Below are 23,442 nucleotides of genomic sequence, written 5' to 3'. Positions count from 1 at the left end.
ATGATGTACGGTGCTATCCATGAGAAGCAGGATAAAATACATTGTTTCCCTGTTCCTCGGGCTGATGGTGCTTTCTATCTCCCATCTTCCGGGGGTAGGGGCGGCATCCCTGAGCACGGACTACGGGCAGTTCACGTACGCCGCCACGTACTACTTCGACGCAACTTTCTACGGGCACGGCGTCTACTTTCCAGACTGGGCCCAGGAGCACATCTGGTACAGACACGTTCTGGGTTACGAAATGGACTACAAAGAGAAGACCACCTTCTACCCCCTGGGACAGTACATCGATGGAAGGGAACTACCGGAGACCATGGACGGCTACGACATCGTCTATTTAATAGAGGAAACCATAGAATACGGTAACGTTTACTTCGACGGTTCAAAGGCGGTCATAACTTATCGCCTACCCTACTACCAGTACAGTGACTATGGAATAAGTGAGATGAAGGTCGTCCTGGAGAAGGAGTACTACAGCGGGTACGTGTACTATGAGGTGGTCACGGCGTACCCGATCAGTGGGCCGGATGTTGCGGTTTACGAGAACCACCACTGGGTCGATTAATCATTAACCCCATATTTTCTCTTTTTTGGCATTGGTCTGTTCCCTCAAGCAGCCAGGCGACATCTTTTTCAGCAGGAGGTCAGAGGATCCAGGCGACATCTTTTTCAGCAGGAGGTCAGAGGATCCAGACGGTCAGCGATGACCATTTGGGATCGGGGTGATCACGTGAAATGGTTGAGGAACGCGTATCTCAGGTGGCGCTCCCGTTGCCCCTTCGTCCGCCGCTTCGAGGAGTGGAGGGTGAGAAAGAAGGCGAAGGAGTTCAAGTTGGAGGTGAAAAGGTAGTCAGACCCTCAAAGACTCGGAGAGAACTCCAACAACCCTCCCCTTTTCCACAGCTCTCTGCTCGCCGCTCTCCATGTCCCTTACCGTCACCTTGCCATCCGCCAGGTCCCTCTCCCCAACGAGGACGACGTAGGGGACGCCAAGCTTTCCAGCGTAGTCGAGGGCCTTCCTCAGCTTCCTTCCGGTCAGCTCGTAATCGGCCTTAACTCGGGCCCTTCTGAGGGAAGAGGTTATCTCTACGGCGGTCCTTTTGAGCTCCGGCTCCTTTCCGATCGGAATTACGTAGACATCCGGTCTCAGCTTCGGCTCGGGGACGAGGCCCTCCCACTCGAGGATTGGAATCAGCCTCTCGACGCCTATAGCAAAGCCGGTCGCGGGAGTTGGTTTTCCACCGAAGACCCCTATTAGGTTGTCGTACCTTCCGCCACCGCCTATTGAGCCAATGCCGATGTCGTTGGGAGCGATGGCCTCGAAGACTATGCTCGTGTAGTAGTCGAAGCCCCTCGCTATGCCGAGGTCTATGAGGATCTTCTCTTTCACGCCGTATGCCTCCAAGAGATCAATTAACCCGTAAAGCCTCTTGATTTCATCCCCAGCTTTCTCGCTCGTGAAAAGCTCCTCCGCCTTTGGAAGGGCCTCATCCGGCTTCCCCTTGATCTCGATCAGCGAGAGAACCTTCTCAACTCCATCATCGTCAAGCCCAAACTCATTCAATGCCCCAACGAAGTCCTCCCTGCTCATCTTGTCCTTCTTGTCTATGAGCCTCATCAGGCCCACGTCGTCCTCAACGCCAAGCATCTTTGCGAACTCATCGAGGAGAACGCGGTCGCCTATGTTCACGGTGAAGTCCGCAAGGCCCGTCGCGAGGTAGCTCTCAACGAAGAGCGCTATGACCTCCGCGTCCGCCTCAACTTTATCGCTTCCTATAAGCTCCACTCCTGCCTGCCAGAACTCGCGGTAACGGCCGCTCTGCGGTTCCTCATAGCGGAACATGTTGGCCAGGTAGTACCATTTAACGGGCTTCGGAGCGTTCTGGAAGCCGTTCACGTAGAGCCTCGCGACGCTGGACGTCATATCGGGTCTGAGCGAGAGGTTCCGCCCGCCCTTGTCGTCGAAGGCGTAGAGCTGTTCGACAACTTCCTCGCCGCTCCTCAGCTGGAAGAGGGTTGTGTACTCAAAGGTCGGAGTGAGAACCTCGTGAAAGTTATAGCGTTCGAAGACCTCGCGGATTCTCTCAAATACCCATCTCCTCCTGGCCATTTCCTCGGGGAGCAAATCTCGCGTTCCCTTAACCCTCTCAAGTTTAACTTTCATTTTCAGCCCTCCTTTCCTGGGAAAGTGGAAGGGGTTAAAAGTTTAGCCCAGCCGGAATTGGCGATGTGGCAACTAACCGGCGGATGTCATGAGGAGGTAGATGCCGACTACACCCTGCACCATCATCTGCGCCCCAATCGCCATTATGAACAGGCCTATTATCCTTATCGTGACACTGAGGAAGGTTCTGTTGACAGATTTCATGAGGTAGAGCGCCACGAACATCGAGAGTGCCACAAGACCTATCGCCAAGGCCGTCGCCGATAGGGAAACCAGGTATCCCTGCTCCGCGGTCAGGGTTATCACCGCGGTTATCGCAGCAGGGCCTGCTATGAGGGGCATGGCGACCGGAACCGCCGCCAGAGCGAGGATGTTCTTCTCCCTCTTGAGGGTGAACATTCCCCCGCTTTCCAGAGCCTCCAGACCTATTTTGAAGAGAACAAAGCCTCCGGCGACGCGGAGGGCGTTTATATCGATGTGAAATATCTCCTGAAGGATTATCTGACCGGCAACCGCGAAGCTCGCCAGCAAGAGGAACCCTATGAGATTGGCACGCAGGATGAGTGCTCTTATGTCCTCTATCCTGAAGTCCTCACGAAGGAAGCTCACCAGCAGTATCTTGTCGCTCGGATCTATCATTATGAGCATTAAGAGGGCGGCACTCAGAAGCCCGTTTACATCCGGCATGTCTGGACCTAGGGAGGGGAGCTTATAAACCTATGCGGGGCTCACACGCGGTAGGAGCCCCCAGGTTCCTGCGTCATTCCCTGGAAAACGCCCACTTCAAAAGGAACGGCGTTACTATGGTGGTCACCAGAACCATGGTGACGGGGATGGAGAACAGACCGCTTGTGAAGACGCCCTCGTCGAGCGCAACGTTTGCCATGATGAGGGCGATCTCCATCCGCGGGATCATCCCGATACCGACCTGAAAAGACTCAACGGGTTTGAACTTTGAAACGAAAGCCCCGAAACCACAGCCAAAGACCTTGCCAGCCACAGCGAGCAGTGCGTAGACCAGAGCAAAGCTGCCGGCATGGGCCAGAACCCTCACGTTGCTCTCAACACCTATGCTGACGAGGAATATCGGAATGAAGAGGGAGTACCCAATCGTCATCGTCTTGTTCGTGACCTTTTTGGCCTCATCCGTTCCAGCCACCAGTATACCGGCGAGGTAGGCACCGGTTATGCCCGCTATCTGAAAACGCTCCGCCAGGTACGCGAATATGAGCATTATCGCTATGGCCATCGCGGTGACCGTTTCAGGGAGGGTTATCTTCTCAGAGGCCTTTAGGGCACGTTTAACGGCGGGATGCCCCACAAGAAGGCCCAGGATAAAATAAATCCCAACTTCAGAAAGAATTATCAGGAGGTCCCTGGCGTAAACGCTTCCCCGAGTATTTACCCCAACGAGGATGGTGAGCACGACGATTCCCAGGATGTCGTCAACGACGGCGGCAGCCAGAATCGTCGTTCCAACGCGGGTACGGAGCTTTTTCATCTCCATAAGGATGCTGGTGGTCAGACCAACGCTGGTCGCCGTTAAAACACCTCCCAGGAATAGAGACTGGACATCAGAATAGCCCCACGCCATGGCAACAAGATACCCAAGCACAAAGGGCACAAGAACGCCCATGGACGCCACTATAAATGCAGGAACGCCAACGTGCTTGAACTCTTCTATATCCGTCTCAAGGCCGGCTAGAAAGAGCAACATGACGACCCCGAGGTCGGCCAGAAGCTTGACGCCCTCGTCGTAAGCCACCAGATCCAGCAGTGATGGTCCCACGATGATCCCGCCAACCAGCTGGCCGAGTGCCGCAGGAAATCCAAGACGAACCGTTAAGTACCCGAACAGCTTTGCAATTACCAGTATCAACGCCAGCTCAAGGAAGACATCCACCGCCTCCATCCCCAGTTCACTGAAGCATCAGGAGGATACAATGCGCACCAGCCTGATTATGTCCCTGACCTCCACTATACCCTGGACCCTACCCTCGTCGTCCACAACGGGCAGATGGTGCTTTCCTGTCTCTATCATAAGGCCTATCGCCTTGCCGAGGCCCTCCTCGATGGAGATCGTGATGGGGCGCTTCACCATTATATCCTCGACACGGGACGCACGGTTCAGCGAGTACTGCTTAAACATGCTGATACCGACTATGGAGTACCTCTTGGGAGGCTGAAAGAAATGAAGCAGGTCCTTCATCGTAACGAATCCCTTAAGGCGGTTCCCCTCATCGACAACGACGGCACAGCTCCGTTCACCCCTCAGCTCGTGGACGAGCTTGGAAAGGGAGTCAGAGGGATGGAGCTTCAGGACGTCCCGGTTCATAACGATGCGAACCGGAACCTTGGCTATGTAACGGATGTTGTGACTCAGCTCCTCCCGCTTTCGGAGCTGAAGAAGACGTTTCTTCGTGTGGAGCATCCTAACTTTGTTGGATTTGGCCACAGCATATCTCCCCTCCATTACCCCTCCTGTACAGTATATGGGCCTTAGGTACGTTTAAGGATTTCGGGGTACAGAACACGACATCCAACTCCAGCGGATATTGACTTGTTAAGGTCAATCTCTTGCCAGCAGTTCCTATGGTTTACCAGAAATTTGCCAAAAACTTTTTAAATGACAGACCATAAAAGTTGGCAAGGGAAATATGGTTTCCAACGGACACGGATCGAATGAGGAAAAAACCTACGACGTTGTCATTATTGGTGCAGGCCCTGCTGGCCTCTTTGCAGCATACGAACTCGTGGAAAGGAGCGATTTTAGTGTTCTGGTGATAGATGAAGGCGGGGAGATCGAGCAGAGAATCTGCCCGATGTACGAACTTGGGCACTGCATCGGGTGCCGGCCCTGCCACATAATGAGTGGTGTCGGCGGTGCCGGGGGACTAAGCGATGGCACGATAAACCTTCGTCCTGACATCGGTGGCGATCTGACCGAACTGACGGACGATGAGAACTACGCCTGGCAACTCGTCTGGGAGGTCGATCAAATTTTTCTCAGGCACAGAGCACCAAAGAACATCTTCAAGGGGAGACAGGGGCAGGTGAGGTACTGGGAGCAGAGGACGGCGCAGGCAGGAGTCAAGTTCATCCCCATAATCCAGCGCCATATAGGTTCGGACAGGACGCCGGAGGTCATAGGTGACATAAAAAGGCATCTCGAAAGCAAGGGTGTCAAGTTCCTCCTCTGGACGAAGGCCCTGGAGTTCGGACCGGACCGGGTGAAGGTGAAGAGGGGGGAGGGGGTCCTCACAATCAACGCCCGCTACATCATAGTCGCCCCAGGAAGGGGAGGGGCAGACTGGTTCCACGACGTAGCTGGGAGGATAGGGCTTAAAGCCCGTCACGGGCCGATTGATGTCGGCGTCCGCGTCGAGGTTCCGGTGATAGTGATGGAGCCGATAACGAGCATAAACCACGACCCCAAGTTCCACATCTACACCGACACCTACGACGACTTCGTGAGAACCTTCTGCACCAACCCAAACGGTTTCGTGGTTGAGGAGCGCTATGACGGCTACGTCGGGGTGAACGGCCACTCAATGCACGAGAAGAAGAGCAACAACACCAACTTCGCCTTCCTGACGAGGATCGAGCTGACTGAGCCGGTTGAAGACACCACGGCCTACGGGAAGAGCATAGCACAGCTCGCGACGACGATAGGCGGGGGAAGGCCATTAATCCAGCGCCTCGGCGACCTCAGGAGAGGAAGGAGAAGCACCTGGGCTAGGATAAGAAGGAGCGACGTCGAGCCGACGCTTAGATACGTTACACCGGGAGATATAGCAATGGCCCTGCCCCACCGAGTCGTGACCAACATCATCGAGGGTTTGGAGAAGCTCGACCGCGTTCTTCCGGGCGTCGCGAGCGACCACACCCTGCTCTATGCACCCGAGATCAAGTACTACGCCATGAAGGTCGAGGTGGACGGGAACCTCGAGACGAGCATCGAGGGAATCTTCGCTGCCGGCGACGGTGCAGGTTTGAGCAGGGACATAGTGAACGCGGCCGCCACCGGACTTCTAGCAGCGAGGGGAATACTTAAGAAGGAGGGCATCTACACGGAGAAGGATTTCAGAAAGCCAGGTAACTGGAGGCACGTTATAGAATCGCTCGGGGAGTAAGTTTTTAACCGTCATCTCATTTTCCTTTTAAAGCAAATAAAGAGACACCCCATCGGAAGGATGCGAGTTCAAGAGCTAAACGGTTTCCACCAGCGCTCGTTGGGAACAAAGCCCCGACGTGTTGAGGCAAAAGTCCCAACATGCGTAAGCAAGGGCTGTGGGGGTGAGAGAAATGTCCATGAGGTGCAGGTTCTGCGAGAGGCCGGCGTTTATAAAACTCCACTACCCGAAGATGTACCTCTGCGAGGAGCACTTCATCGAGTACTTCGAGAGGAAGGTCAAGCGCACGATAGAGCGCTACAAGCTGATAAAACCGGGCGAGAGGATTCTGGTCGTGGTGAGTGGGGGAAAAGACTCGGCCGTTACAGCCTTTGTGCTCAAGAAACTCGGCTACGACATCGAGTGCCTCCACATCAACTTGGGCATCGGAGAGTATTCGGAGAAGAGCGAGGAGTACGCGGAGAGGCAGTGCGGGGCTTTGGGAGTTCCACTCCACATCGTCCGCGTCAGGGAGCTCCTCGGGAAGGGCATCGGCGAGGTGAGGACGAGAAGGCCAACCTGCTCTTACTGCGGTTTGACCAAGCGCTACATCTTCAACAAGTTCGCCTACGACAACGGCTTCGACGCGGTAGCTACCGGCCACAACCTCGACGACGAGGCGAGCTTCATCTTTGCCAACCTGATGAACTGGAACACGCAGTACCTGGCAAAGCAGGGGCCGGTAACGCCAAGCCAGTTCAACGGAAAGCTCGTGAAGAAGGTAAAGCCACTCTACGAGCTGACTGAGAGGGAAGTTGTGGCGTACGCCCTGGCGAACGGCATAGAGTACCACATCGAGGAATGCCCTCACGCCGTCGGGGCCCCGACCATAGAATACAAGGGCATACTCAACGATATGGAGGAGAAGAGGCCCGGAACCAAGATAAACTTCGTGAAGGGCTACCTGAGGAAGAAGGTCCTCTTCGAGGCCGAGCTCCAGGAAAAGGAGCTGAGGGAGTGCGAGGTCTGCGGGATGCCGTCGAGCGGGGAGGTATGTTCGTTCTGCAGGTTCTGGCGCATGGAGAAAGCGCTTGATTTCAGGGTGATCAGATGAAGCCCATGACGACTTTTCCCCCCATTCGAAGAAGGTTCTTCGCTATGATGAAAGCTTACACCGCATTTCTGTGGGCAGGGGGCGGACTCTCGCTCATTCTAACAGTCCTAATGACTAGGAGGGGCAGTTTAATCCCTGCTCTCATCTATCTGACGGCGGTCGCGTTTTTCACAACGTCCACGCTTATGTACGGAGAACTCAGGGAGGAGCTGAAGCACCTGAGGTTCACGTCGTACTGGCGCTTCTTCAGTACGTACTCACCCCCTCTGGGGGGATACGCGATCCTTCACGTGTTGGTCGGTCTCGTTTTCGTGATAGCGGACATTCTAAAGGGGGACTACGCCGTCCTGGCCATTCTTCTTATCCTGAAGGGGATCTTCGAGCACGTCCTCATGGGATTGGTGGAGAACCTTAAAACTGCCTCACTGCTCTACGACGAGGTTCTGAACGGCCAAGTGGACAGGCTCTCCCTCAAGGATCCATTTAAGTAAACCTCCTCGTTTTCTCCCAGTGGAGCTTCCCGACCAAGAGACGAAGGAGACCCCTCATTGTGTACACGACCCCGGCCAGCACGAAGACGAGAAAGTATACGGGGTAAGCCAGAACAAACCACCATTGTACTCCAAAACCAAATCTGCGTCTTTCCAGCCAGTTGGAGTAGGCAACCGAAAACCAGAAAACCAGAAAAGCCAGTACCGAGGCCACTAAGAAGAGTCTTGGCCTAGCGAGAGCCAGAGGGACACCTCCGGATAGAACGAGATAGCCGTTGAGAACGACCGAGAGAAACCAGAAAACCGGAACAAGGTAGCTTATCATGTAGAAGTGCTCTATGAATGCTTCTACGAGGCTGGAGCAGCTCCTCAAAACCGGCCAGTAGTAGTCGAGCATCACCTGCAGGTGCCCCTGGGCCCAGCGAGAGCGCTGCTTTATGTAGTCCCTCAGTGTCTCAACCGCCTCCTCCCATCCAATTACACCATGGTAGTAGATAAAACGGTAGCCTTCTATAAGGCCTCTTGCCCACAGCTCAGTATCCTCGGTCACGGAATCCTCGTTAAACTTCCCAAGACGGATAAGGTGAGAGAACCTGAGCAGGGCCACGGTTCCGCCGTACTTGCCGTTCTCGTTGAGCTTCAGGTCACCCTCTATAGCAACATTGAAACCAACGAGCCTCTCAAGGGTTATGAAGCGGGTTATAAAGTTCCTGTTCCAGTTCCTGGGTCTAACGTTGCCCTGAATGCCTATAACATAGCTTGGTGCGTTTTCTATTATTCCAATGAGTGTCCTTACTGCCCCCGGCGACAGAAGATAGTCGGCATCGAGAATGAAAACGTAGTCCGGCCGTTTGAATGCGCTCTCTATGAGTTCAAGAGTGTAGTTCAGTGCACCGGGCTTGCTCCTCCCCCTGTGAGGTGGGACGTTGACCACGACGACCCTGTCGGGGTGAGTGGATTGAAAGATCCGCATAACCTCAAGGGTTCCATCCGTGGAGTTATCGTTGATGAGAAACAGCTTCAGGTTGGAGTAATCCTGGTTCAAGACTGCCCTAGCTGTTCTCTCTATTACTCCCTCCTCATTGCGGGCGGGTACGAGGACGTATACTGTCGGTTCAAAGAATCCTGCTGGGACATCAATCGGCGAAAAGGGGTAGCCACGAAGGGTGGCCAAGATGAGGAGGGAGTAGAAGACCATCCCGGATGAAACCATGAAAAAGAGGAACACCAGAACTAACTCCAAGATGTAAGAAGCTGGGATCAGTGCTGAAAGCCCCATGAGCAACAGGAGGTACAGGTAGAGCACCGACTGGAACCTGAGTGACGGTCTCATCATAAGTGTTTTAATTAGAGGGTATAAATATCCCCCGGTTAAAATGGCAGGGATGAAGATAATTGGAGCATCCCATCCCGGGAAGTTCTCACAGGAGTTCATAGGGGGAGGCACTGATGGGCAGGAACGATATTTGACGGAGTTCAGTATAGATGGAGGAAAGTGCAGGCTCGTACATGAGTACAGAACAGGTGAAGTCTTTATATGGTTTGAAGAAAAGGCGGCCGTTGGTATAATGCGAAGGATACTGTCCCTGACCGACTACCTTGGGAGAGCCCTATTTATTGGAACGCTACCGGGAAGGGGAGTGGCAGGAGAGGCGTTCATAAAGCTCCCCGTGGGGAGGCTTGAGGTGCAGAGAGCCGGAGAAAGCCTTTGGCTCGGCTGGGATGGATCCAACTGGATATTTTCAGCCAACATTCAGGGGATCGCTGAGCTCATAGACTTAATGGGGGATGGTTGGTGAGGCGGAACTACATAATCCTCCTTCTAGCTCTCTCGGTGGTCGAGTTCCTCCCCCTTTTCCTTGCCCCTACCCCACCCGGTCTAAGTGGAGACAGTCTTGGGCACCTCTTTAAGGTCCACGAGTTGATGACGGAGGGGTGGAAACCCTGGATTGAGGAGTGGTACGCCGGTTTTCCTTTCCTGCACTTCTATCCCCCCGCTTCGTACATCATGGCGGGAATTCTCGGAAAACTTTTCGGGGGCGATTTAAGGGGCTATGCGGTGACCCTCATGCTGACGTCTTTTCTGGGGGCCCTTGGCCTGCACGTCTACCTCAGAAGACTCAGGAGGGAATTCTACGTTGCCCCTCTGATGTTTCTGCTCTTTCCCTGGCGTCTTGGGGTCGCTTACGTGGAAGGAAACTTCCCAAGGGCGAACGCAATTAACCTGGCCCCCCTCTTCCTTCTGGGTGTCCTGTACCTAGCAGAATACCGGGAGCGGTACCTAGTGCTCTCAGCCCTGATGATCTCGTTCGTCTCGTTAACCCACCATTCGATACTCGTGCCCCTCATCCTGGTAGCGCTGGTTCTCCACTGGGACGACCTGAAGAGCGCTCACGCGATTGGAAACTCCCTCCGCGTCGGAGGGGCGGTGGTTTTTCTCACCGCCTTCTGGTATGTCCCGTTCCTGTATGATATGCACTGGGCAGATTTTTGGAGGATGAAAGAAACCCCCTGGCTGTTTGAATCCTACAGCTTGGCTCCAGAAAAGGTTTTAACGCCGGAGATACTGCTCCCCATTATCCTCATCATTTTTATTTTGCTCATTAGCCGGAGAAGGGGAGTTCTGGACATCAGAAAGCTGACCCTAATCGGCATCTTAGTTTACCTGAGCCTCGGCTGCTACTCGCCAACGTCCCGGTTGTACTCGGTCCTCCCATTCAGCCTGATACCCCCTTATAGATGGCTTGACATGACGGTTCTCCTCATACCCCTGATGGCAGCGGATGCCTTAACCGGAACCAGGAGGAGTAGGAAATCCATCGCCGCGATAATAATGGTACTCCTCCTGACCGTACCATTCATTGGGTGGGCAAAACCGATAAACCCCATCCCGAAGGAGAGCCTTGAACTGGCTTGGTACCTCAGAGAACAGCCGGGAGACAACTACCGGGTTCTCATCGCCGAGGCAGATGCCACTTGCAGCTATCTCCCCGCTCTCTCAGGAAAGGACACCCTCAACGGTTGGTACCACGAGGGGAACCCAGTCGATAGGGAGATGGATCGTATCTGGTACCTCCTGTCAAAGGGTAAAAACGCAAGCTTTTACCTGAGGGCCTACGATGTCAGGTTCCTCGTAGATGCCGAGCAACCGGGCTATCGGGAGATCGCCAAGGTTGGTGGCTACACCGTTTACGCATCCAACGTGAGCTTCGTCCAGCAGGTCTCAACCGTAATGACCGGAAAGTTCTACGACCTCCCACTTGACTACGCTTACGTTAAAGAGCTCCCCAGAAACCTTAAAGGCGTGGAGAATATCATATACTCCGGTAACCCCGACAACAGAACCGCGGAGGAACTGCTGGCATTCATCAAGAACGGAGGGACATTAATCTGGATCCCATCAACACCGGAAAGCCTATTCGGTGTGGAATCCATCATGATGCCCATATCCCTCTCCAAGCTGAGCTCCCTCATCTACAACGTCTCCCGCTTCGCCCCCTTCGAGTACGAAAGCTCTCCATGGTACGGGCCTGTTTTCAGGAACGTCACGTCCTTGATAAAGATGGGGAATTGGACGTTGATTGGGGTGAGGAAAATCGGGAGGGGGTGGCTCTACGTCCTCGGCGGGAACTTCCTCTACCACATCACCTACACAGGCTCAATGTACGAGGTCAGGATCTTGAAGGGGCTGATCGCTGACGGGAAACGGCTGAAGGTTGAAAATGTTAAACGGGGTGAGGGATGGTACTCGTTTGGAATTAAGACCGGTGGACCCACCCTGATTCGTGTCTCCGAGGCGTATTTCCCATACTGGACTGTTAGGGTAGACGGGAGGCCCACCGATGTTATAAGGGACGACAGAACGGGGCTGACACTACTGGAGGTTGATGGGAGTTCAAAGGTAGTGGGGGCCTTTAGGGACCCATTCATGAGGCTCCGTCACTACTCACTCCTCGCCTGGATTATAATGCTCCTGTACGCCCTGGCGGAGTTCCTCCCAAGGAGGAGGATCTCGGGCTTCAATGGTCCATAAGGGAAGCTACCACGATGTTTTTTACTTCCCCGCCATCACCGTCGGCGCAACTGATTTAAAGGTTCATGTCAAAATATCCACCTAAGGTGGGGTAAAATGGGGCTTCGAGATGTGGTCATCGTAAAAATGTGGGAATCGATAGAACCAGGGGAGACTGTTCTTTTCGAGAGGATTGAGAGGGCGACATAAGCATGGGGGTGTACCACACCCTCACCTGGGGGCAGTCGGAAGGGTTCAAGATCCTCATAATCGACGTGCTTGACTCGTACTCCACCCTGGTTTCCAAGGCGGAGCTCATGGGCCTGGATCCTTCACTGTTAAACAGCGTTGATGTCATAAAGATCGGGGGGGTAAAGAAGAGGGGGAACGTGCTGGCCCACATAGGGGAGATCTCCGAGCCCACAATACTGTCAAGAAAATTCAAGGAGGTGTACGCACCGATAATAAGCAACCCCAACCAGAAGATCTTGGTGGTTGTCGTGGGTATGGAGAAGCTCTTCGTTGTATCGGACATATCTCCCCGCGGGGTTCAGCTGATAGTGGACCAGCTGGCTGGCTACGTTGGAAAACCAAACAGACTCGGGATCTACCTGCTGAAGAAAAACATCCTCCCGCCGAGTAAGGAGTTCATCATCAAACTCCTGGAGGACATAGCGACGACCGTCATCAGGACGTCAAAGTCCGGGAAGCTGACCGAGTTCCACATAGTGAAGTCCCTGAACCGGGAGCTTGAGGACGTTCTTATAAGGGTCTGAAAAAGAGGAGAACGCTGAGCTGGGGGGACTTACTGGAGCTCCCCAAACCTCAGCCTGAACCTCAACTCGCCCTCAACGGGGAACAGGACGGTGTAACTGACCCCCTGCTGGATGAAGTCCCAGCCGGCTTCGCTCTGGCTGAGGGTCTTTATCGGGTACTTCCACACCCTCGCCTTTTTGTCGAGCTCCACCGCCGCCCTTCCGATGCCGTAGGGGTCGTTCACCTCGAACTCCCCAGCCTCGAACTCCCCCGGCTCCTCCATGACGCTGTGGACGGCAAGATTGAGCTCGACTCCGAAGAGGGCCACCGACTCGCTCCTCACAGCGTAGTCAACGACGAAACCATTCTCCGTCAGGTGGAAGGTCTTCTCCACCCTCGCCGGCCTTCCGGAGACGATTCCGTCCCTCTCAAGTGTGACGCCACCCTCAAAAAGGCCGTAGTCGTAGGCACCCGTCACGAAGTCCCCAAGCTCGATGTGCCTGTTGAGGCGGTACTCGTCAAGGGTCGTCTCCGGGTCAAGGAAGTGGTCCTGAAGGATGGCCCTCAGGTGGTCATCGTAGGCGAGCTCGCGCCGTATCTCCTCAGGAATCCGTTTCCCGACCTCGTGTATGCTTGCCATGCCTTCCCCTCCTCCCTCTTCCGGTGTCGCGGCCCCGGGAATCTCGTAGTAGTGCTCCCAGCGCCTCGCGAGCACGTCGTTGTAGTTGACGGCCTTTTTCTTAGAGCTGAGCTCGAAGAGTGCACCACCGTAGGAGGGCTTAAAAACGGCGTAGAAGCTCTCGTCCTCGATGAACACCTCGTCGCGGCCGTCGAAGTCTACGTCCCTAATGAAGCTTCCAGTGGAAACTCTGGAATTGGCTTTTATGATGTTCTCCCACACAGCCCTCCTAAGGTGCGGGAGGTAAACCCCTCCGAAGACGCCATGCCAGTAGGCATCGTTGCACTGGGCCTTTAAGATGAACCCCCTCGCCTCAGGGTTCTCTCGAACGAGTTTGCTCACCATGAGCATCCTCTTGTGCATGTAGTTGCTCTCCGGGTACTTGAAGAAGAAGTTCTTCCAGATGCCGCCGCGGACGAAGACGCGGTAGCGCTCGAACTTGTTTCCATCCTTAAGCCTCTCAACGAACTCCACGAAGAGCTTTGCCTGCTTTGCCGGGAGGGACCACTCACTCATCTCGAAGTACGAGGCTATCGGAAGATAGACAAGACCGCGCGGCCTAAAGCGGGAGAGGTACTCGGAATAAAGCGTCAGATTAATCCTCTCATCACTTGAAATCCTGTCAAAGAACTCCCTCAGCCAGCCTTTTTCGTGAACCCACTCGTAGGTTCCGGGCCAGACGCCGAACTTTTCACCGTCGTCGTGGAACACGACGAGCTTACCCTCATCACCGTTGTCTAGGGAGTGGAGGTACTCAACCGTTTTCTCAACGGGTCTGAACGGGATTAGGTAGCGGAGCTTTTCGTCTATGGGGAAGACCGATATCACCTCGCCGCCATCCTCCGTGTAGTACGGCCAATAGAGTTCCTCCTTGCTCAGGCCAGCACTCATGAAGTGATAGTCATCGACGATAACGTAATCTATCCCGGCAGCACGGAGGCTTTTGACGAGCTCTGGCTGCCACACCCTCTCGGTTAGCCACACCCCCCTCGCGTCGTAACCCAGCTTCTTTGCAAATTCCTTCAGGAGGTTTATCTGCGCTATCCTGTCCTCCTTTGGGATGGCCGCCAGAACCGGCTCGTAAAAGCCGGCGACGACCACCTCAAGCTGTCCCTTCCCCACGAGGGAGCGGAGTAGGTCTATGTGCTCGGGCCTGTTCTCCGCTATCCACTCAAGAAGGGGGCCTGAGTAGTGAACCGCGGCCTTCATGTTGGGGTACATCTCAAGGGTTTCCATAAAAGGGTTGTATGACCTCTCATAAGCGCTCTCAAAGACCCATCCGAAGTTCCCCAGGGGTTGATGGTTGTGGATACCAAACACAAAATTCAGCATTCCTTCCCCTCCACGTTGTTATCACTGTGAGTGATATTGGAAAAGATATATAAATATTTTATGCACAGGTATCATCAATGGTGAACAGGTATCACCTGGGGTGAATAAAATGCGGAAGGGAATAGCATTTTTGACCGTGTTTTTAGTCTTGTTAAGCCTTGTCCCAGCCACGAGGCTCGTTGGTGCCGCGTATGGGCAGAAAATCGTAGATGGAAGTCTCAATGACTGGACAAGTTCTGATTTAGTTGCTGTTGGACGGAACAATGGGCTCGCCGGTGCTAACCTGGACAAGCTGTACGTCTCATGGGACGATAACTACCTTTACATCGCACTCAAAACCAACAACACCGCAAGCTGGGACGTCGCGTATGGCTTTGCAATAGACGTGGATCCAGGGAGTGGGAAGGGCTACACCGGTGGAAGCAATCCCTCGGACTCATGGGGAAGGAATATAGGGTTTGGAAATGGGTACGCCCCCGATTACGAAATCTACTTCTGGTGGAGCGGGAGTTCCGGAATGGGAACGGACAACTTCAACTCATGGACCGGAAGCGGATGGAACTACAACAGTATAAACGGTGTCGGAGGAACCTTTGCATACACAGGAAACACCTCCACGGGGCTGCGAACCCTTGAGATAGCTATCCCATGGAGCGCCCTTGGAGGAAAGCACCCCAAGTTCGCGGTGATGGCGTGGGTTACGGGGGGTAGCGGGAGTGCAGTCGACAGCCTCCCCGTCGACCCGGCAATAGACTACTCCAACATCGGAAACGAATGGAGCGACACCGACACCTTCACAAACATGCTAGCCGCCGAGTGGTTCCTAATGCCCGACCTCACCGTAACCCTAAGCGGTCCGGGAGCGGTGGGACTGCACAGGACGGGCACGTTCAACGTAACCGTCAAAAATGAGGGCTCCCTGGCAGTCAGCGGTGCAGAGGTCGTTGTGTACATTGACAACCAGACGTACACCAACTGGACAACGAACCTGACCGCGGGAGGGAGCAAGTGGTTCACCTTCAACTGGACACCCAACACGACGGGAATCCACGTCATCAAGGCCGTTGTTGACCCGTACAACCTCATCCCTGAGGCCAACGAGAACAACAACGAGTTCTCCATGAACGTCAGCGTCATCTGGGTTGGTAACATAGACGTGGACGGCAACCCCAGTGACTGGGACATAACTCCGGGAAACCCCAACACCCTCAAGGTTGAGAACGGAATCGCGCTCTGGACGGACGCCGTTGGTGACCAGAGACACGATAAAGATCAGTACCTTCCAGGCGGGACTTCCTCCCACGCTGACCTCACCGAGGTCGGGGTAACCAAGGACGACAGGTACGTCTACTTCCTCTTCGAGTTCGCCAACATGAGCAACATAAAAATAGGCGACAACGGGGCCACTTTCATAGCTGTCCCCATAGACTATAAGAAGGGAGGAGCCAACTGGTTTGCAGGGGAGATGGACACGAACAGCGTCATCCAGTGGGACATCCAGATGGTTATCAACCTGTGCAGCGACCAGTACGTCGGCCAGAGGGAGGCGATCACTTCAGCGGGCAACACCAAGAGGTCCCTGCTCTACTTCGTCGATCCGGACGGGAACATCATGAACGTGAGCGGCGCCCTCGTGGGCATCAACCTTAACAAGAACACTATTGAGGTCAGAATACCAGTGAGCGTTTTCGGAGGGGCAAAGGGCTTCAACTTCCAGGTGGCCACCGGATTTAGCTACGGTGACGCGGTCTGGAACTTCGGCAACCCCTTCGCGAACGACGACATTAGCGATATAGTTGACCTGATAACCACAGAACCAACAACGGCTATGGAGCTCAGTGACAACGTCCCCGACTATTACATCCACATAACCATGAACAACGTTATAGAGGGAGCATCGTTGGTCAACGTGAAGGTCCAGCGACTCATAGCGTACCAGAACACCTTCGTCATGATAAACAAGTTTTACGGGATCAGGGACTTCCAGAGGAGCTACGCCAGCTACACGAACCTCATGAAGGAGCTCTCGAACATGCCCCTGACCGAGAACATGAAGGAGAGGCTGGATAAAGCCCAGTCCCAAGTTGCTGAACTGCTCAAGCTCTACGATGAGGGTAGAACCACGATAGACATGCCGAACTACGCGTTTGGAGCATCGCTCGAGATATACAGGGCATACACCGGACTCAGGGAGGTCGTTAAGGAGCTGAAAGGAATGCTCGCAACGGCCCAGAGCGGGGAGCTCCAGAAGCAGCTGGAGATGGAGGAACTGGCCAAGAACCTAACGAAGAAGATAGACGGCAATTTGAGTGACTGGAACGTAAAGCCAGTCGCCGAGGACACCACGGGCTTCGGACAGAAGGGTGCAAACCTCAAGGCCCTCTACGTTGACTACGACAGCCAGTTCCTGTACATAGCCATCACAACGAGCAACAAAGCATCCTGGAGGGTGGCCTACGGAATTTCGCTCGACTACAAACCCGGAGGGTACACCGGACCCCAGGACAGCTGGGGCAAGAAGATGAGCTTCAAGCGGGGAATCGACGCACAGCTGTACTTCTTCTGGAACGGGGAGTTCTTTGGGAGCAAGGGGACCAACAACATAACCACCGCACAGCTCGCCCTGTGGAACGGAACCGGATGGGTGTACCAGGATCTCAAGTGGGTCGGCTTCTACGCCTACACCGGAGGGGCCAGCAACGGTCTCCAGACCCTGGAGATAGCCATTCCATGGAAGGCGCTGGGAGGGAAGCCGAAGGAGCTCTACATCACGGCCTACATAACGGGACAGGGCACCGGGGACTCGGCGGTCGACATACTCCCGGATGATCCATGTGTCCACGACAAGGCCCCCGGCGACGAGTGGACGGACGCCGATACCGTGAGCAACTTCGCCAAGGTTGTGATCTCCTGAAAACTTCTCCTTTCTTTTTCAAGTCCCCTTTTCTGCATCAGATAATGGTCGACACCATGTAGAGGGCCAGTGAGACCGTAAGCTGATTGGAGAAGTTATCATCCGGCGGGAAGTTGTAGAACTCCGCAACCATACCAGCGAGGGAACCCACGACAGCAAGGGGAAGGCCCAGGAGGGGCCATAATATGGCGACACCCGAGATGAAGTAGGCGAGACTCCCTTCGAGGCTTTTGCCGTTGCTGAAGCGGTGCCTGCCTACGGATTTGCCGACGATTGCCGCCATTGCATCTCCCAGGGTGGCGACGGTCACCGCACCCATCGCGATAGCCGGCGGGAAGAAGTAGAGGTTTATGAAGGTGGCAGCCGCGAAGTATATATGGGCCGCAACACGGTGATGCTCGTGCTCGCGGGCTATCTCGTCCGCGAACCTCTCAATTCGCTCAACGCTCTCCATGACATCGGGTTTTACATAGAGGCGGAGTCTACGCTTTATTTTGTCCCTGAAGGATTCTATTATCCTGAAGGGCTCAAGGGCGACGAAAGAGAAGAACGTAAAACCTATGAGCGCCAGCGTGAGGTCCGTCCCAAAGAGCAGGTAGGAGAGCGGAACCAGTAGACCCATCATGTGAAGGGCCTTGCGCTTAAGCTCCACCTTTATCGTCACGTTCCATCACCTCCAGCGCTTCCAGAAGGTTTTTCACAACGTAATCAGCGTACTTCGGTCTCCTGCCACTGAAGTACCCCCTGTTAACGAGTATGGTAACCGCCCCGATCTCCTTCCCTCTCCTCATGTCGGTATCGTCCCTGTCGCCCACCACGTAGACCCGTCTTTCCCTGGGGAACCTCTCAAGCGCCAGTCTGAAGTTATGGGGTTCGAGCTTGCTGTGACCCGTCTCCCCGCTGATTATGAGCGCGTCGAAGTAGTCCTTTATCCCAAGGTACTCGAGCTTCTTCCTCTGCCAGTACGTTGAGGAGTCCGTTATCAAAACCAGCCTGGCACCCATACGCTTGAGCCTCTCCAGGAAGAGCAACGCATCGGGGAACAGATGGAGGTTGGAGAAGAAAACCCTGTCCACGAGATTCGTGATGTCCTCGAGCTCCTCCCCGGACACCCTGCCGTAGACCTTCTCCATGAGCCTTTCAAGGATCTTATCAAGGTCCATCATGTGGAGCTCCCGCGACTGCTCAAGCTCACGGTAGCGGGCGCTCAGTATGTACAGAAAAGCCCTGAACTTCCGTTTTCTGAGCAGGTGCGGGATCAGCCTGAGTATCGTGTACTTTCCGGCCTCCCAGGTGTTGCAAAGGGTGTCGTCGAGGTCTATCAGGACCAGCATGTTAATCACTGGGAGGGGACGGTTTTAATCCTTTGGGTCGCCGGGCCGGGTTAAGCTTTAAAAGGAGGGGGAGAACTCCTTATCGTATGGAGAAGGGGATACTCCTCATAGGGCTCGGCATGGGAATGATATTGCTCGGTTTCCTGATGGTATTCATTGGAATCCTGCTCAGCGCATCAGGTGGAGAAAGCGACGTCGAAGGCGGGGGAGTGATAATGATCGGCCCAGTGCCCATAGTCTTCGGGACGGGGCGCGGGGCAACGCTGGCGATGATCCTGGCGGTGCTCCTGATGGTTCTGTGGATCGCGGGCATCCTACTGGCGAGGAGGGGATGAGGTGTACTACCTGATGGCCCTCGCCATACTTCTCGTCGTGGCAAAAAGCACCGAGTGGGCGTTCGAGAAGATCGAGGTGCATCCCATAATAGCCCACGTCCTCACGGGAATCCTCCTGGGTCCCTTTATCCTCGGGATCGTCCAGCCAAGTGAAGAACTCAAGGTTCTGGCCGGCTTCGGCCTCATAATGATGATGCTCTACATGGGGCTCACCAGCAACTTCTCGGCGATAGCCCAGAACACCAAAAAGGCGATAGTTGTCGCGGCCCTTGGGGTGGCCTTCTCCTTCGTCTTCGGGTTCCTCACTGTGGATTTCTTCGGAAACGGTCTGGCGGCGGCGGTCTTCGTCGGGGCGACCATTGGCAATACGGCGATAGAGGTCACAAGTGGAGTGCTGCTGAAGGAAAGGACGAAGAGGGAGGTCTCCTCCATACTCATAGGTGCGGCGTTCGTGGACGACATCATCGCGGTGTACCTCATCGGTATAATAACCGGCATGACGCGGGGCGGCCTTACGGTTCTCACCCTTGGATCGCTGACGGTCAAGATAGCCCTCTTCATCACGGTGACCCTGATGCTGTCGGAGTACGTTTTCAAGCGCTCCCGCTGGTTCTACTCCGTGGTGAGGAACCTCAACGTCTTCTTCACCTTCACCCTCATCCTCACGTTCACCCTGGCAATAGCGGCCGAGCAGGTGGGCCTTAACCAGATAATCGGGGCTTACCTAGCCGGTCTGACAATAAGCCGCCTCCGCGAGAGGAAGGACCCCATGGTTGTGACCAGAATAAAGCTCAACGAGCTGATAGAGGACCTCCAGGTGGTTCTCACCGAGTTCTTTATCCCCCTGTTCTTCATCTACGTGGGGCTGATGTTCAACCCCCCCAGGAGGGATATAAAGCTTCTTCTGATCCTGACGCTCTACACGGGCGCGGTCCTCGGAAAGCTGTTCGGCTGCGGTCTCGGCGCCAAGCTCTCCGGCATGAGCTGGAAGGATGCAACGGCGATCGGAATAGGCATGGGGGGGCGTGGAAGCCTGGATATGGCCATACTGACGTTGGGACTGAGCGCTGGTATAATCGACCAGGCCCTCTTCGCGAGCGTAGTGGCCGTATCGATGCTCACCGCGCTGACGACACCCCTGTTCTTCAAGAGGTACCTCAGGTGGGCAAAAGCTTAAATTCAAAGGACCAAACATGAACCGGCTGGTGAGAGGATGTTTCCCAACGAAGGCATGGAGGAGGAGGAAGTTCTAAACGAGCTCAGGAAGAAGACGGCCCTGGATCTAACCTTTAACTCCGGGAAGATCCTGGGGTCTATGTGCACATACCCCCACCTCCTCGCCCGGAAGGTCTTGTGGGAGTATCTGGACAGGAATCTGGGTGACCCGGGCCTCCACGTTGGAAGCCAAACCGTCGAGGGGGAGGCCGTTGAGATGCTCTCAAACCTTCTTGGGCTGGATAAAGGGTACGGGAACATCGTCTCGGGCGGAACCGAGGCGAACATCCTGGCGGTCAGGGCCTTCCGCAACCTGGCGGGCGTGGAAGAGCCGGAGCTGATTCTTCCAAAGAGTGCCCACTTCTCGTTTCTGAAGGCGGGGGAGATGCTGGGGGTTAAACTCGTGTGGGCAAAGCTCAGAAAGGACTACTCCGTGGACGTGAGGGACATCGAGGACAAGATCACCGGAAACACCATCGGAATCGTCGGGATAGCCGGGACGACCGGCCTCGGTGTTGTTGACGACATCCCCGCCCTGAGTGACTTGGCCCTGGACTACGGGCTGCCACTTCACGTGGATGCGGCCTTCGGCGGGTTCGTCATACCCTTTGCAAAGGCTTTGGGCTACGAGCTCCCTGAGTTTGACTTCAGGCTCAAGGGCGTCAAGAGCGTGACCATAGATCCCCACAAGATGGGTATGGTCCCCATCCCCGCGGGAGGGATAATCTTCCGGGAGAAGAGGTTCGTCGAAGCGATAAGCGTACCGGCACCTTACCTGGCGGGCGGCAAGGTATGGCAGGCCACCATAACCGGAACTAGACCCGGTGCAAACGCCCTCGCCGTGTGGGCCATGATGAAACACCTCGGTTTCAGCGGTTACAGGGAGGTCGTGAGGAGGACCATGAAGCTGAGCAGGTGGTTCGCGGATGAGCTGAAGAAAATTCCCGATGTTTATTTGATTCGCGAGCCCGTTCTGAACATAGTATCCTTCGGAACCCGGAACCTGGAGAAGGTCGAGGAAGAGCTCAAAAAGCGCGGATGGGGTATAAGCGCCCATCGTGGCTACATCAGAATCGTCATGATGCCCCATGTGAGGAGGGAGCACCTGGAGGAGTTCTTGGAGGATCTTGAGGATATCACTTCGTCACGCCTCTGATGTCAACGTGCACAAAAGCCGCTTCCACCTCTGAAAGGGCCTCCAGCCTCTCCCGGACTTCCTCACCGATGTCGTGCGCTTCTTTCAGACTCAGCTCCGGTGAGACCTCCACGTGGAGCTCAACGTGGAGCCTGTTTCCGACGTAGTGAGCCCTCAGATCGTGAACCCCCACGACCCCCGAAACTGCCAGCGCGGTATTCTTTATCCTTTCGCATACCTCGGTGGGCGGGGCCCTACCGGTCAGGTAGCCCACGTTCTCCAGGATCATGTCAAGGGCGATCTTGGCGAGCATCAGCGCGACAAGGAAGCCGGCAAGGGAATCGCCGTACGGAAATCCCAGCCTCTGGGCGACCAGCCCGATAAGGACCGCGACGCTACTCAGGGCGTCACTCCTGTGGTGGTACGCATCTGCGATCAGGATCTGGTTGTTGAGCTTTCCCCCCACGTGAGCCGAATAGCGGAACATACCCTCCTTGGTCAGGATGGACACGACGGTGACGCCGAGCATGAGGCCGTTCACCACAAGGGGGACCTCGTGGTGAACCCGAAAAAAGGCGTCCCGGCCGATCTCGTAGGCGACCACCAGAAGGGCCTCCGCAATGAGGAAGGCCACCAGCGGTTCAAAACGCGAGTGACCGAAGGGATGGTTTTCGTCCGCCGGCTTCGACGAGATCCTTATCCCAAAATAGCCGATAACGCTCGTGAGAACGTCACTCAGCGAGTGAACCCCATCCGAGATGAGGGCTATACTGGAGTACAGAAAACCCACTGCCAGCTTCATAAGGGCCAGAAGGATGTTGCCAATTATACTGAGCCATATCGGTCTGTACACCTCGTCCACGGTATCACCCCAATTTTGTGCTTATGCACAGAATATTTAAGCATTCCCCTCTGTCTCCATGCTCTAACTTTATTAGGTTTTCTAATCATGTCTAGGATAATAAAAAAGTGAGCGGTCAGTCCGTCACTCCATCATCACGAGCCTCAGGCAAGGCTGAAATCATCATCCCAAGAAAAGTGGGAAGGGAACGTTAAAAATGTATGCTCAGCGATCACCTTACCTTCCTCATCCCTCGGGTCGCCCATCAATCATCATCGCGGGGTTAAGTTGGCTGGAGGCCTTAAGGACTTTTGCATCACTGCCTTGCGGTGATGATCATGTCGACGTTGGAGACGTCTGTCAGGCAGTCGTTACCGGCCGAGGGCGAGAGCTGAACCGTGACGGAGACCCTGAGCACGCCGTTCTCGGGGAGTGAACCGTTGAATATGTCAAGAGGGGTGGAGTTAATCTCCCTCAGAGATTTACCGATGTAGCGGTTCAGGACAATGTCACCGTCCCCGGCGGAGACCCTGAAATCCTTAACAATCAGGTATCTGCTGAGCTCGCCCACGTCGGGTGTGTTATCGACCAAAGCCTCAGCTTTACTCATCTTGCCCCGTTCCAGGTCAGTAACGTTGAAGAGCAGTTCGATGGACGATATCGGATAGTCTCCCCGGTTTTTAATGTAGAACGTGAAGGTCCTGCTCTCACCTGGCTTCATATTGTCAAAGGAGAAGAGCCGGTAGTCGTCGTAGTACCTGCTACCATCGCGGCTTATCCCCACGTCAAAGTCCCCGGTCGATATCTCATTTCCGCTCGATTTTGCCACGTCGCTGAAGTACGAAACTCCAAACTTGGCGCCGGCGGCAAAGATCAGGACCGCCAGGATTCCAACAACCATAGCACGTTTCATTGACACCACCCCATAAAGTACTCACAGAAGAAACAACTTCCAGGTTTATAAGGTTTTCCGTTAAATAGTTGTTAAAAATAACCCGGACGATAAAA

Annotated in this window: 21 protein-coding genes; 11 read left to right on the top strand and 10 right to left on the bottom strand. The window is 54.7% G+C overall.

Features of this window, described 5'->3' with window-relative positions; genetic code table 11:
• The first annotated feature begins 10 nt into the window (after positions 1–10).
• Positions 11–565, top strand: a complete 555-nt coding sequence (locus tag MVK60_RS01295; protein ID WP_297435664.1) for a hypothetical protein — start codon at positions 11–13, stop codon at positions 563–565.
• Between the two features lie 285 nt (positions 566–850).
• Here MVK60_RS01295 and hisS read toward each other — a convergent pair whose 3' ends face one another.
• The 4 genes from hisS to MVK60_RS01275 all read right to left on the bottom strand — a co-directional run bounded on the left by hisS (position 851) and on the right by MVK60_RS01275 (position 4,637).
• Positions 851–2,164 carry a histidine--tRNA ligase gene (gene hisS, locus MVK60_RS01290; RefSeq protein ID WP_297435662.1) on the bottom strand — a complete coding sequence of 438 codons (1,314 nt, stop codon included), beginning with the start codon at positions 2,162–2,164 and terminating at the stop codon, positions 851–853.
• Positions 2,165–2,236: 72 nt separating this feature from the next.
• A complete protein-coding gene (locus MVK60_RS01285) occupies positions 2,237–2,851 on the bottom strand; it encodes a MarC family protein (RefSeq protein WP_297435659.1) in 615 nt (204 codons plus the stop codon).
• Between the two features lie 73 nt (positions 2,852–2,924).
• The gene (locus tag MVK60_RS01280) at positions 2,925–4,067 is read right to left on the bottom strand and encodes a cation:proton antiporter (RefSeq protein ID WP_297435718.1); all 1,143 of its coding nucleotides are present in this window, start codon (positions 4,065–4,067) and stop codon (positions 2,925–2,927) included.
• Between the two features lie 27 nt (positions 4,068–4,094).
• A complete protein-coding gene (locus tag MVK60_RS01275; RefSeq protein ID WP_297435657.1) occupies positions 4,095–4,637 on the bottom strand; it encodes a CBS domain-containing protein in 543 nt (180 codons plus the stop codon).
• Between the two features lie 184 nt (positions 4,638–4,821).
• Between MVK60_RS01275 and MVK60_RS01270 the strand changes: the two genes are divergently transcribed.
• The 3 genes from MVK60_RS01270 (at position 4,822) to MVK60_RS01260 (ending at position 7,881) form a co-directional block, all read left to right on the top strand.
• Positions 4,822–6,297, top strand: coding sequence for an NAD(P)/FAD-dependent oxidoreductase (locus MVK60_RS01270; RefSeq protein WP_297435655.1), 1,476 nt, complete (start codon positions 4,822–4,824; stop codon positions 6,295–6,297).
• A gap of 178 nt (positions 6,298–6,475) precedes the next feature.
• Positions 6,476–7,390 (top strand): TIGR00269 family protein, encoded by a 915-nt coding sequence (locus MVK60_RS01265; protein WP_297435716.1) that lies wholly within the window; start codon positions 6,476–6,478, stop codon positions 7,388–7,390.
• The gene (locus MVK60_RS01260; RefSeq protein WP_297435653.1) at positions 7,387–7,881 is read left to right on the top strand and encodes a hypothetical protein; all 495 of its coding nucleotides are present in this window, start codon (positions 7,387–7,389) and stop codon (positions 7,879–7,881) included. The genes MVK60_RS01265 and MVK60_RS01260 overlap by 4 nt, the downstream gene beginning before the upstream one ends.
• On the opposite strand, the gene MVK60_RS01255 is transcribed toward MVK60_RS01260, so the two are convergent.
• Positions 7,874–9,214, bottom strand: coding sequence for a glycosyltransferase (locus tag MVK60_RS01255; protein ID WP_297435650.1), 1,341 nt, complete (start codon positions 9,212–9,214; stop codon positions 7,874–7,876). The two genes, MVK60_RS01260 and MVK60_RS01255, sit on opposite strands and share 8 nt — an antisense overlap.
• A gap of 43 nt (positions 9,215–9,257) precedes the next feature.
• Between MVK60_RS01255 and MVK60_RS01250 the strand changes: the two genes are divergently transcribed.
• From MVK60_RS01250 to MVK60_RS01240, 3 genes are all read left to right on the top strand, one after another.
• The gene (locus MVK60_RS01250; RefSeq protein WP_297435648.1) at positions 9,258–9,680 is read left to right on the top strand and encodes a hypothetical protein; all 423 of its coding nucleotides are present in this window, start codon (positions 9,258–9,260) and stop codon (positions 9,678–9,680) included.
• The gene (locus MVK60_RS01245) at positions 9,677–11,914 is read left to right on the top strand and encodes a 6-pyruvoyl-tetrahydropterin synthase-related protein (RefSeq protein ID WP_297435645.1); all 2,238 of its coding nucleotides are present in this window, start codon (positions 9,677–9,679) and stop codon (positions 11,912–11,914) included. The genes MVK60_RS01250 and MVK60_RS01245 overlap by 4 nt, the downstream gene beginning before the upstream one ends.
• A 191-nt stretch (positions 11,915–12,105) precedes the next feature.
• A complete protein-coding gene (locus MVK60_RS01240) occupies positions 12,106–12,669 on the top strand; it encodes a DUF257 family protein (RefSeq protein ID WP_297435643.1) in 564 nt (187 codons plus the stop codon).
• A gap of 29 nt (positions 12,670–12,698) precedes the next feature.
• On the opposite strand, the gene MVK60_RS01235 is transcribed toward MVK60_RS01240, so the two are convergent.
• Complete coding sequence (locus MVK60_RS01235) at positions 12,699–14,660, bottom strand: alpha-amylase/4-alpha-glucanotransferase domain-containing protein (protein ID WP_297435641.1); 1,962 nt, start codon at positions 14,658–14,660, stop codon at positions 12,699–12,701.
• Positions 14,661–14,769: 109 nt separating this feature from the next.
• Here MVK60_RS01235 and MVK60_RS01230 point away from each other — a divergent pair, with 109 nt between their 5' ends.
• The gene (locus tag MVK60_RS01230) at positions 14,770–17,574 is read left to right on the top strand and encodes a CARDB domain-containing protein (protein ID WP_297435639.1); all 2,805 of its coding nucleotides are present in this window, start codon (positions 14,770–14,772) and stop codon (positions 17,572–17,574) included.
• Positions 17,575–17,611: 37 nt separating this feature from the next.
• Here MVK60_RS01230 and MVK60_RS01225 read toward each other — a convergent pair whose 3' ends face one another.
• The gene (locus MVK60_RS01225) at positions 17,612–18,238 is read right to left on the bottom strand and encodes a diacylglycerol/polyprenol kinase family protein (protein WP_297435636.1); all 627 of its coding nucleotides are present in this window, start codon (positions 18,236–18,238) and stop codon (positions 17,612–17,614) included.
• On the bottom strand, positions 18,216–18,908 hold the full coding sequence (locus MVK60_RS01220) for an HAD family hydrolase (RefSeq protein ID WP_297435634.1): 693 nt from the start codon (positions 18,906–18,908) through the stop codon (positions 18,216–18,218). Before MVK60_RS01220 ends, MVK60_RS01225 begins: the two co-directional genes overlap by 23 nt.
• An 86-nt stretch (positions 18,909–18,994) precedes the next feature.
• Between MVK60_RS01220 and MVK60_RS01215 the strand changes: the two genes are divergently transcribed.
• Genes MVK60_RS01215 through mfnA form a run of 3 tightly spaced genes read left to right on the top strand, consistent with a single transcriptional unit; the run spans position 18,995 to position 21,614 of the window.
• Positions 18,995–19,243: a DUF131 domain-containing protein gene (locus tag MVK60_RS01215; RefSeq protein ID WP_297435632.1), complete on the top strand. Its 249-nt coding sequence runs from the start codon at positions 18,995–18,997 to the stop codon at positions 19,241–19,243.
• Between the two features lies 1 nt (position 19,244).
• The gene (locus tag MVK60_RS01210; protein ID WP_297435630.1) at positions 19,245–20,420 is read left to right on the top strand and encodes a cation:proton antiporter; all 1,176 of its coding nucleotides are present in this window, start codon (positions 19,245–19,247) and stop codon (positions 20,418–20,420) included.
• A gap of 36 nt (positions 20,421–20,456) precedes the next feature.
• Positions 20,457–21,614 (top strand): tyrosine decarboxylase MfnA, encoded by a 1,158-nt coding sequence (mfnA, locus tag MVK60_RS01205; RefSeq protein ID WP_297435628.1) that lies wholly within the window; start codon positions 20,457–20,459, stop codon positions 21,612–21,614.
• Here the strand turns inward: mfnA and MVK60_RS01200 are convergent.
• On the bottom strand, positions 21,595–22,455 hold the full coding sequence (locus tag MVK60_RS01200; protein WP_297435626.1) for a cation diffusion facilitator family transporter: 861 nt from the start codon (positions 22,453–22,455) through the stop codon (positions 21,595–21,597). The two genes, mfnA and MVK60_RS01200, sit on opposite strands and share 20 nt — an antisense overlap.
• A gap of 295 nt (positions 22,456–22,750) precedes the next feature.
• Complete coding sequence (locus tag MVK60_RS01195; RefSeq protein WP_297435623.1) at positions 22,751–23,347, bottom strand: TasA family protein; 597 nt, start codon at positions 23,345–23,347, stop codon at positions 22,751–22,753.
• Positions 23,348–23,442: the final 95 nt, after the last annotated feature.

This window comes from Thermococcus sp., from assembly GCF_026988555.1.
Lineage (GTDB): Archaea > Methanobacteriota_B > Thermococci > Thermococcales > Thermococcaceae > Thermococcus.
This window is presented reverse-complemented; position numbering and strand designations above follow the sequence as displayed.

Bases quoted from the DNA above. Each gene is read 5' to 3' on its own strand.
- hisS (WP_297435662.1), bottom strand. From the start codon at position 2,164: ATGAAAGTTAAACTTGAGAGGGTTAAGGGAACGCGAGATTTGCTCCCC.
- MVK60_RS01285 (WP_297435659.1), bottom strand. From the start codon at position 2,851: ATGCCGGATGTAAACGGGCTTCTGAGTGCCGCCCTCTTAATGCTCATA.
- MVK60_RS01275 (WP_297435657.1), bottom strand. From the start codon at position 4,637: ATGGAGGGGAGATATGCTGTGGCCAAATCCAACAAAGTTAGGATGCTC.
- MVK60_RS01270 (WP_297435655.1), top strand. From the start codon at position 4,822: ATGGTTTCCAACGGACACGGATCGAATGAGGAAAAAACCTACGACGTT.
- MVK60_RS01265 (WP_297435716.1), top strand. From the start codon at position 6,476: ATGAGGTGCAGGTTCTGCGAGAGGCCGGCGTTTATAAAACTCCACTAC.
- MVK60_RS01260 (WP_297435653.1), top strand. From the start codon at position 7,387: ATGAAGCCCATGACGACTTTTCCCCCCATTCGAAGAAGGTTCTTCGCT.
- MVK60_RS01255 (WP_297435650.1), bottom strand. From the start codon at position 9,214: ATGAGACCGTCACTCAGGTTCCAGTCGGTGCTCTACCTGTACCTCCTG.
- MVK60_RS01250 (WP_297435648.1), top strand. From the start codon at position 9,258: ATGGCAGGGATGAAGATAATTGGAGCATCCCATCCCGGGAAGTTCTCA.
- MVK60_RS01240 (WP_297435643.1), top strand. From the start codon at position 12,106: ATGGGGGTGTACCACACCCTCACCTGGGGGCAGTCGGAAGGGTTCAAG.
- MVK60_RS01235 (WP_297435641.1), bottom strand. From the start codon at position 14,660: ATGCTGAATTTTGTGTTTGGTATCCACAACCATCAACCCCTGGGGAAC.
- MVK60_RS01230 (WP_297435639.1), top strand. From the start codon at position 14,770: ATGCGGAAGGGAATAGCATTTTTGACCGTGTTTTTAGTCTTGTTAAGC.
- MVK60_RS01220 (WP_297435634.1), bottom strand. From the start codon at position 18,908: ATGCTGGTCCTGATAGACCTCGACGACACCCTTTGCAACACCTGGGAG.
- MVK60_RS01215 (WP_297435632.1), top strand. From the start codon at position 18,995: ATGGAGAAGGGGATACTCCTCATAGGGCTCGGCATGGGAATGATATTG.
- mfnA (WP_297435628.1), top strand. From the start codon at position 20,457: ATGTTTCCCAACGAAGGCATGGAGGAGGAGGAAGTTCTAAACGAGCTC.
- MVK60_RS01195 (WP_297435623.1), bottom strand. From the start codon at position 23,347: ATGAAACGTGCTATGGTTGTTGGAATCCTGGCGGTCCTGATCTTTGCC.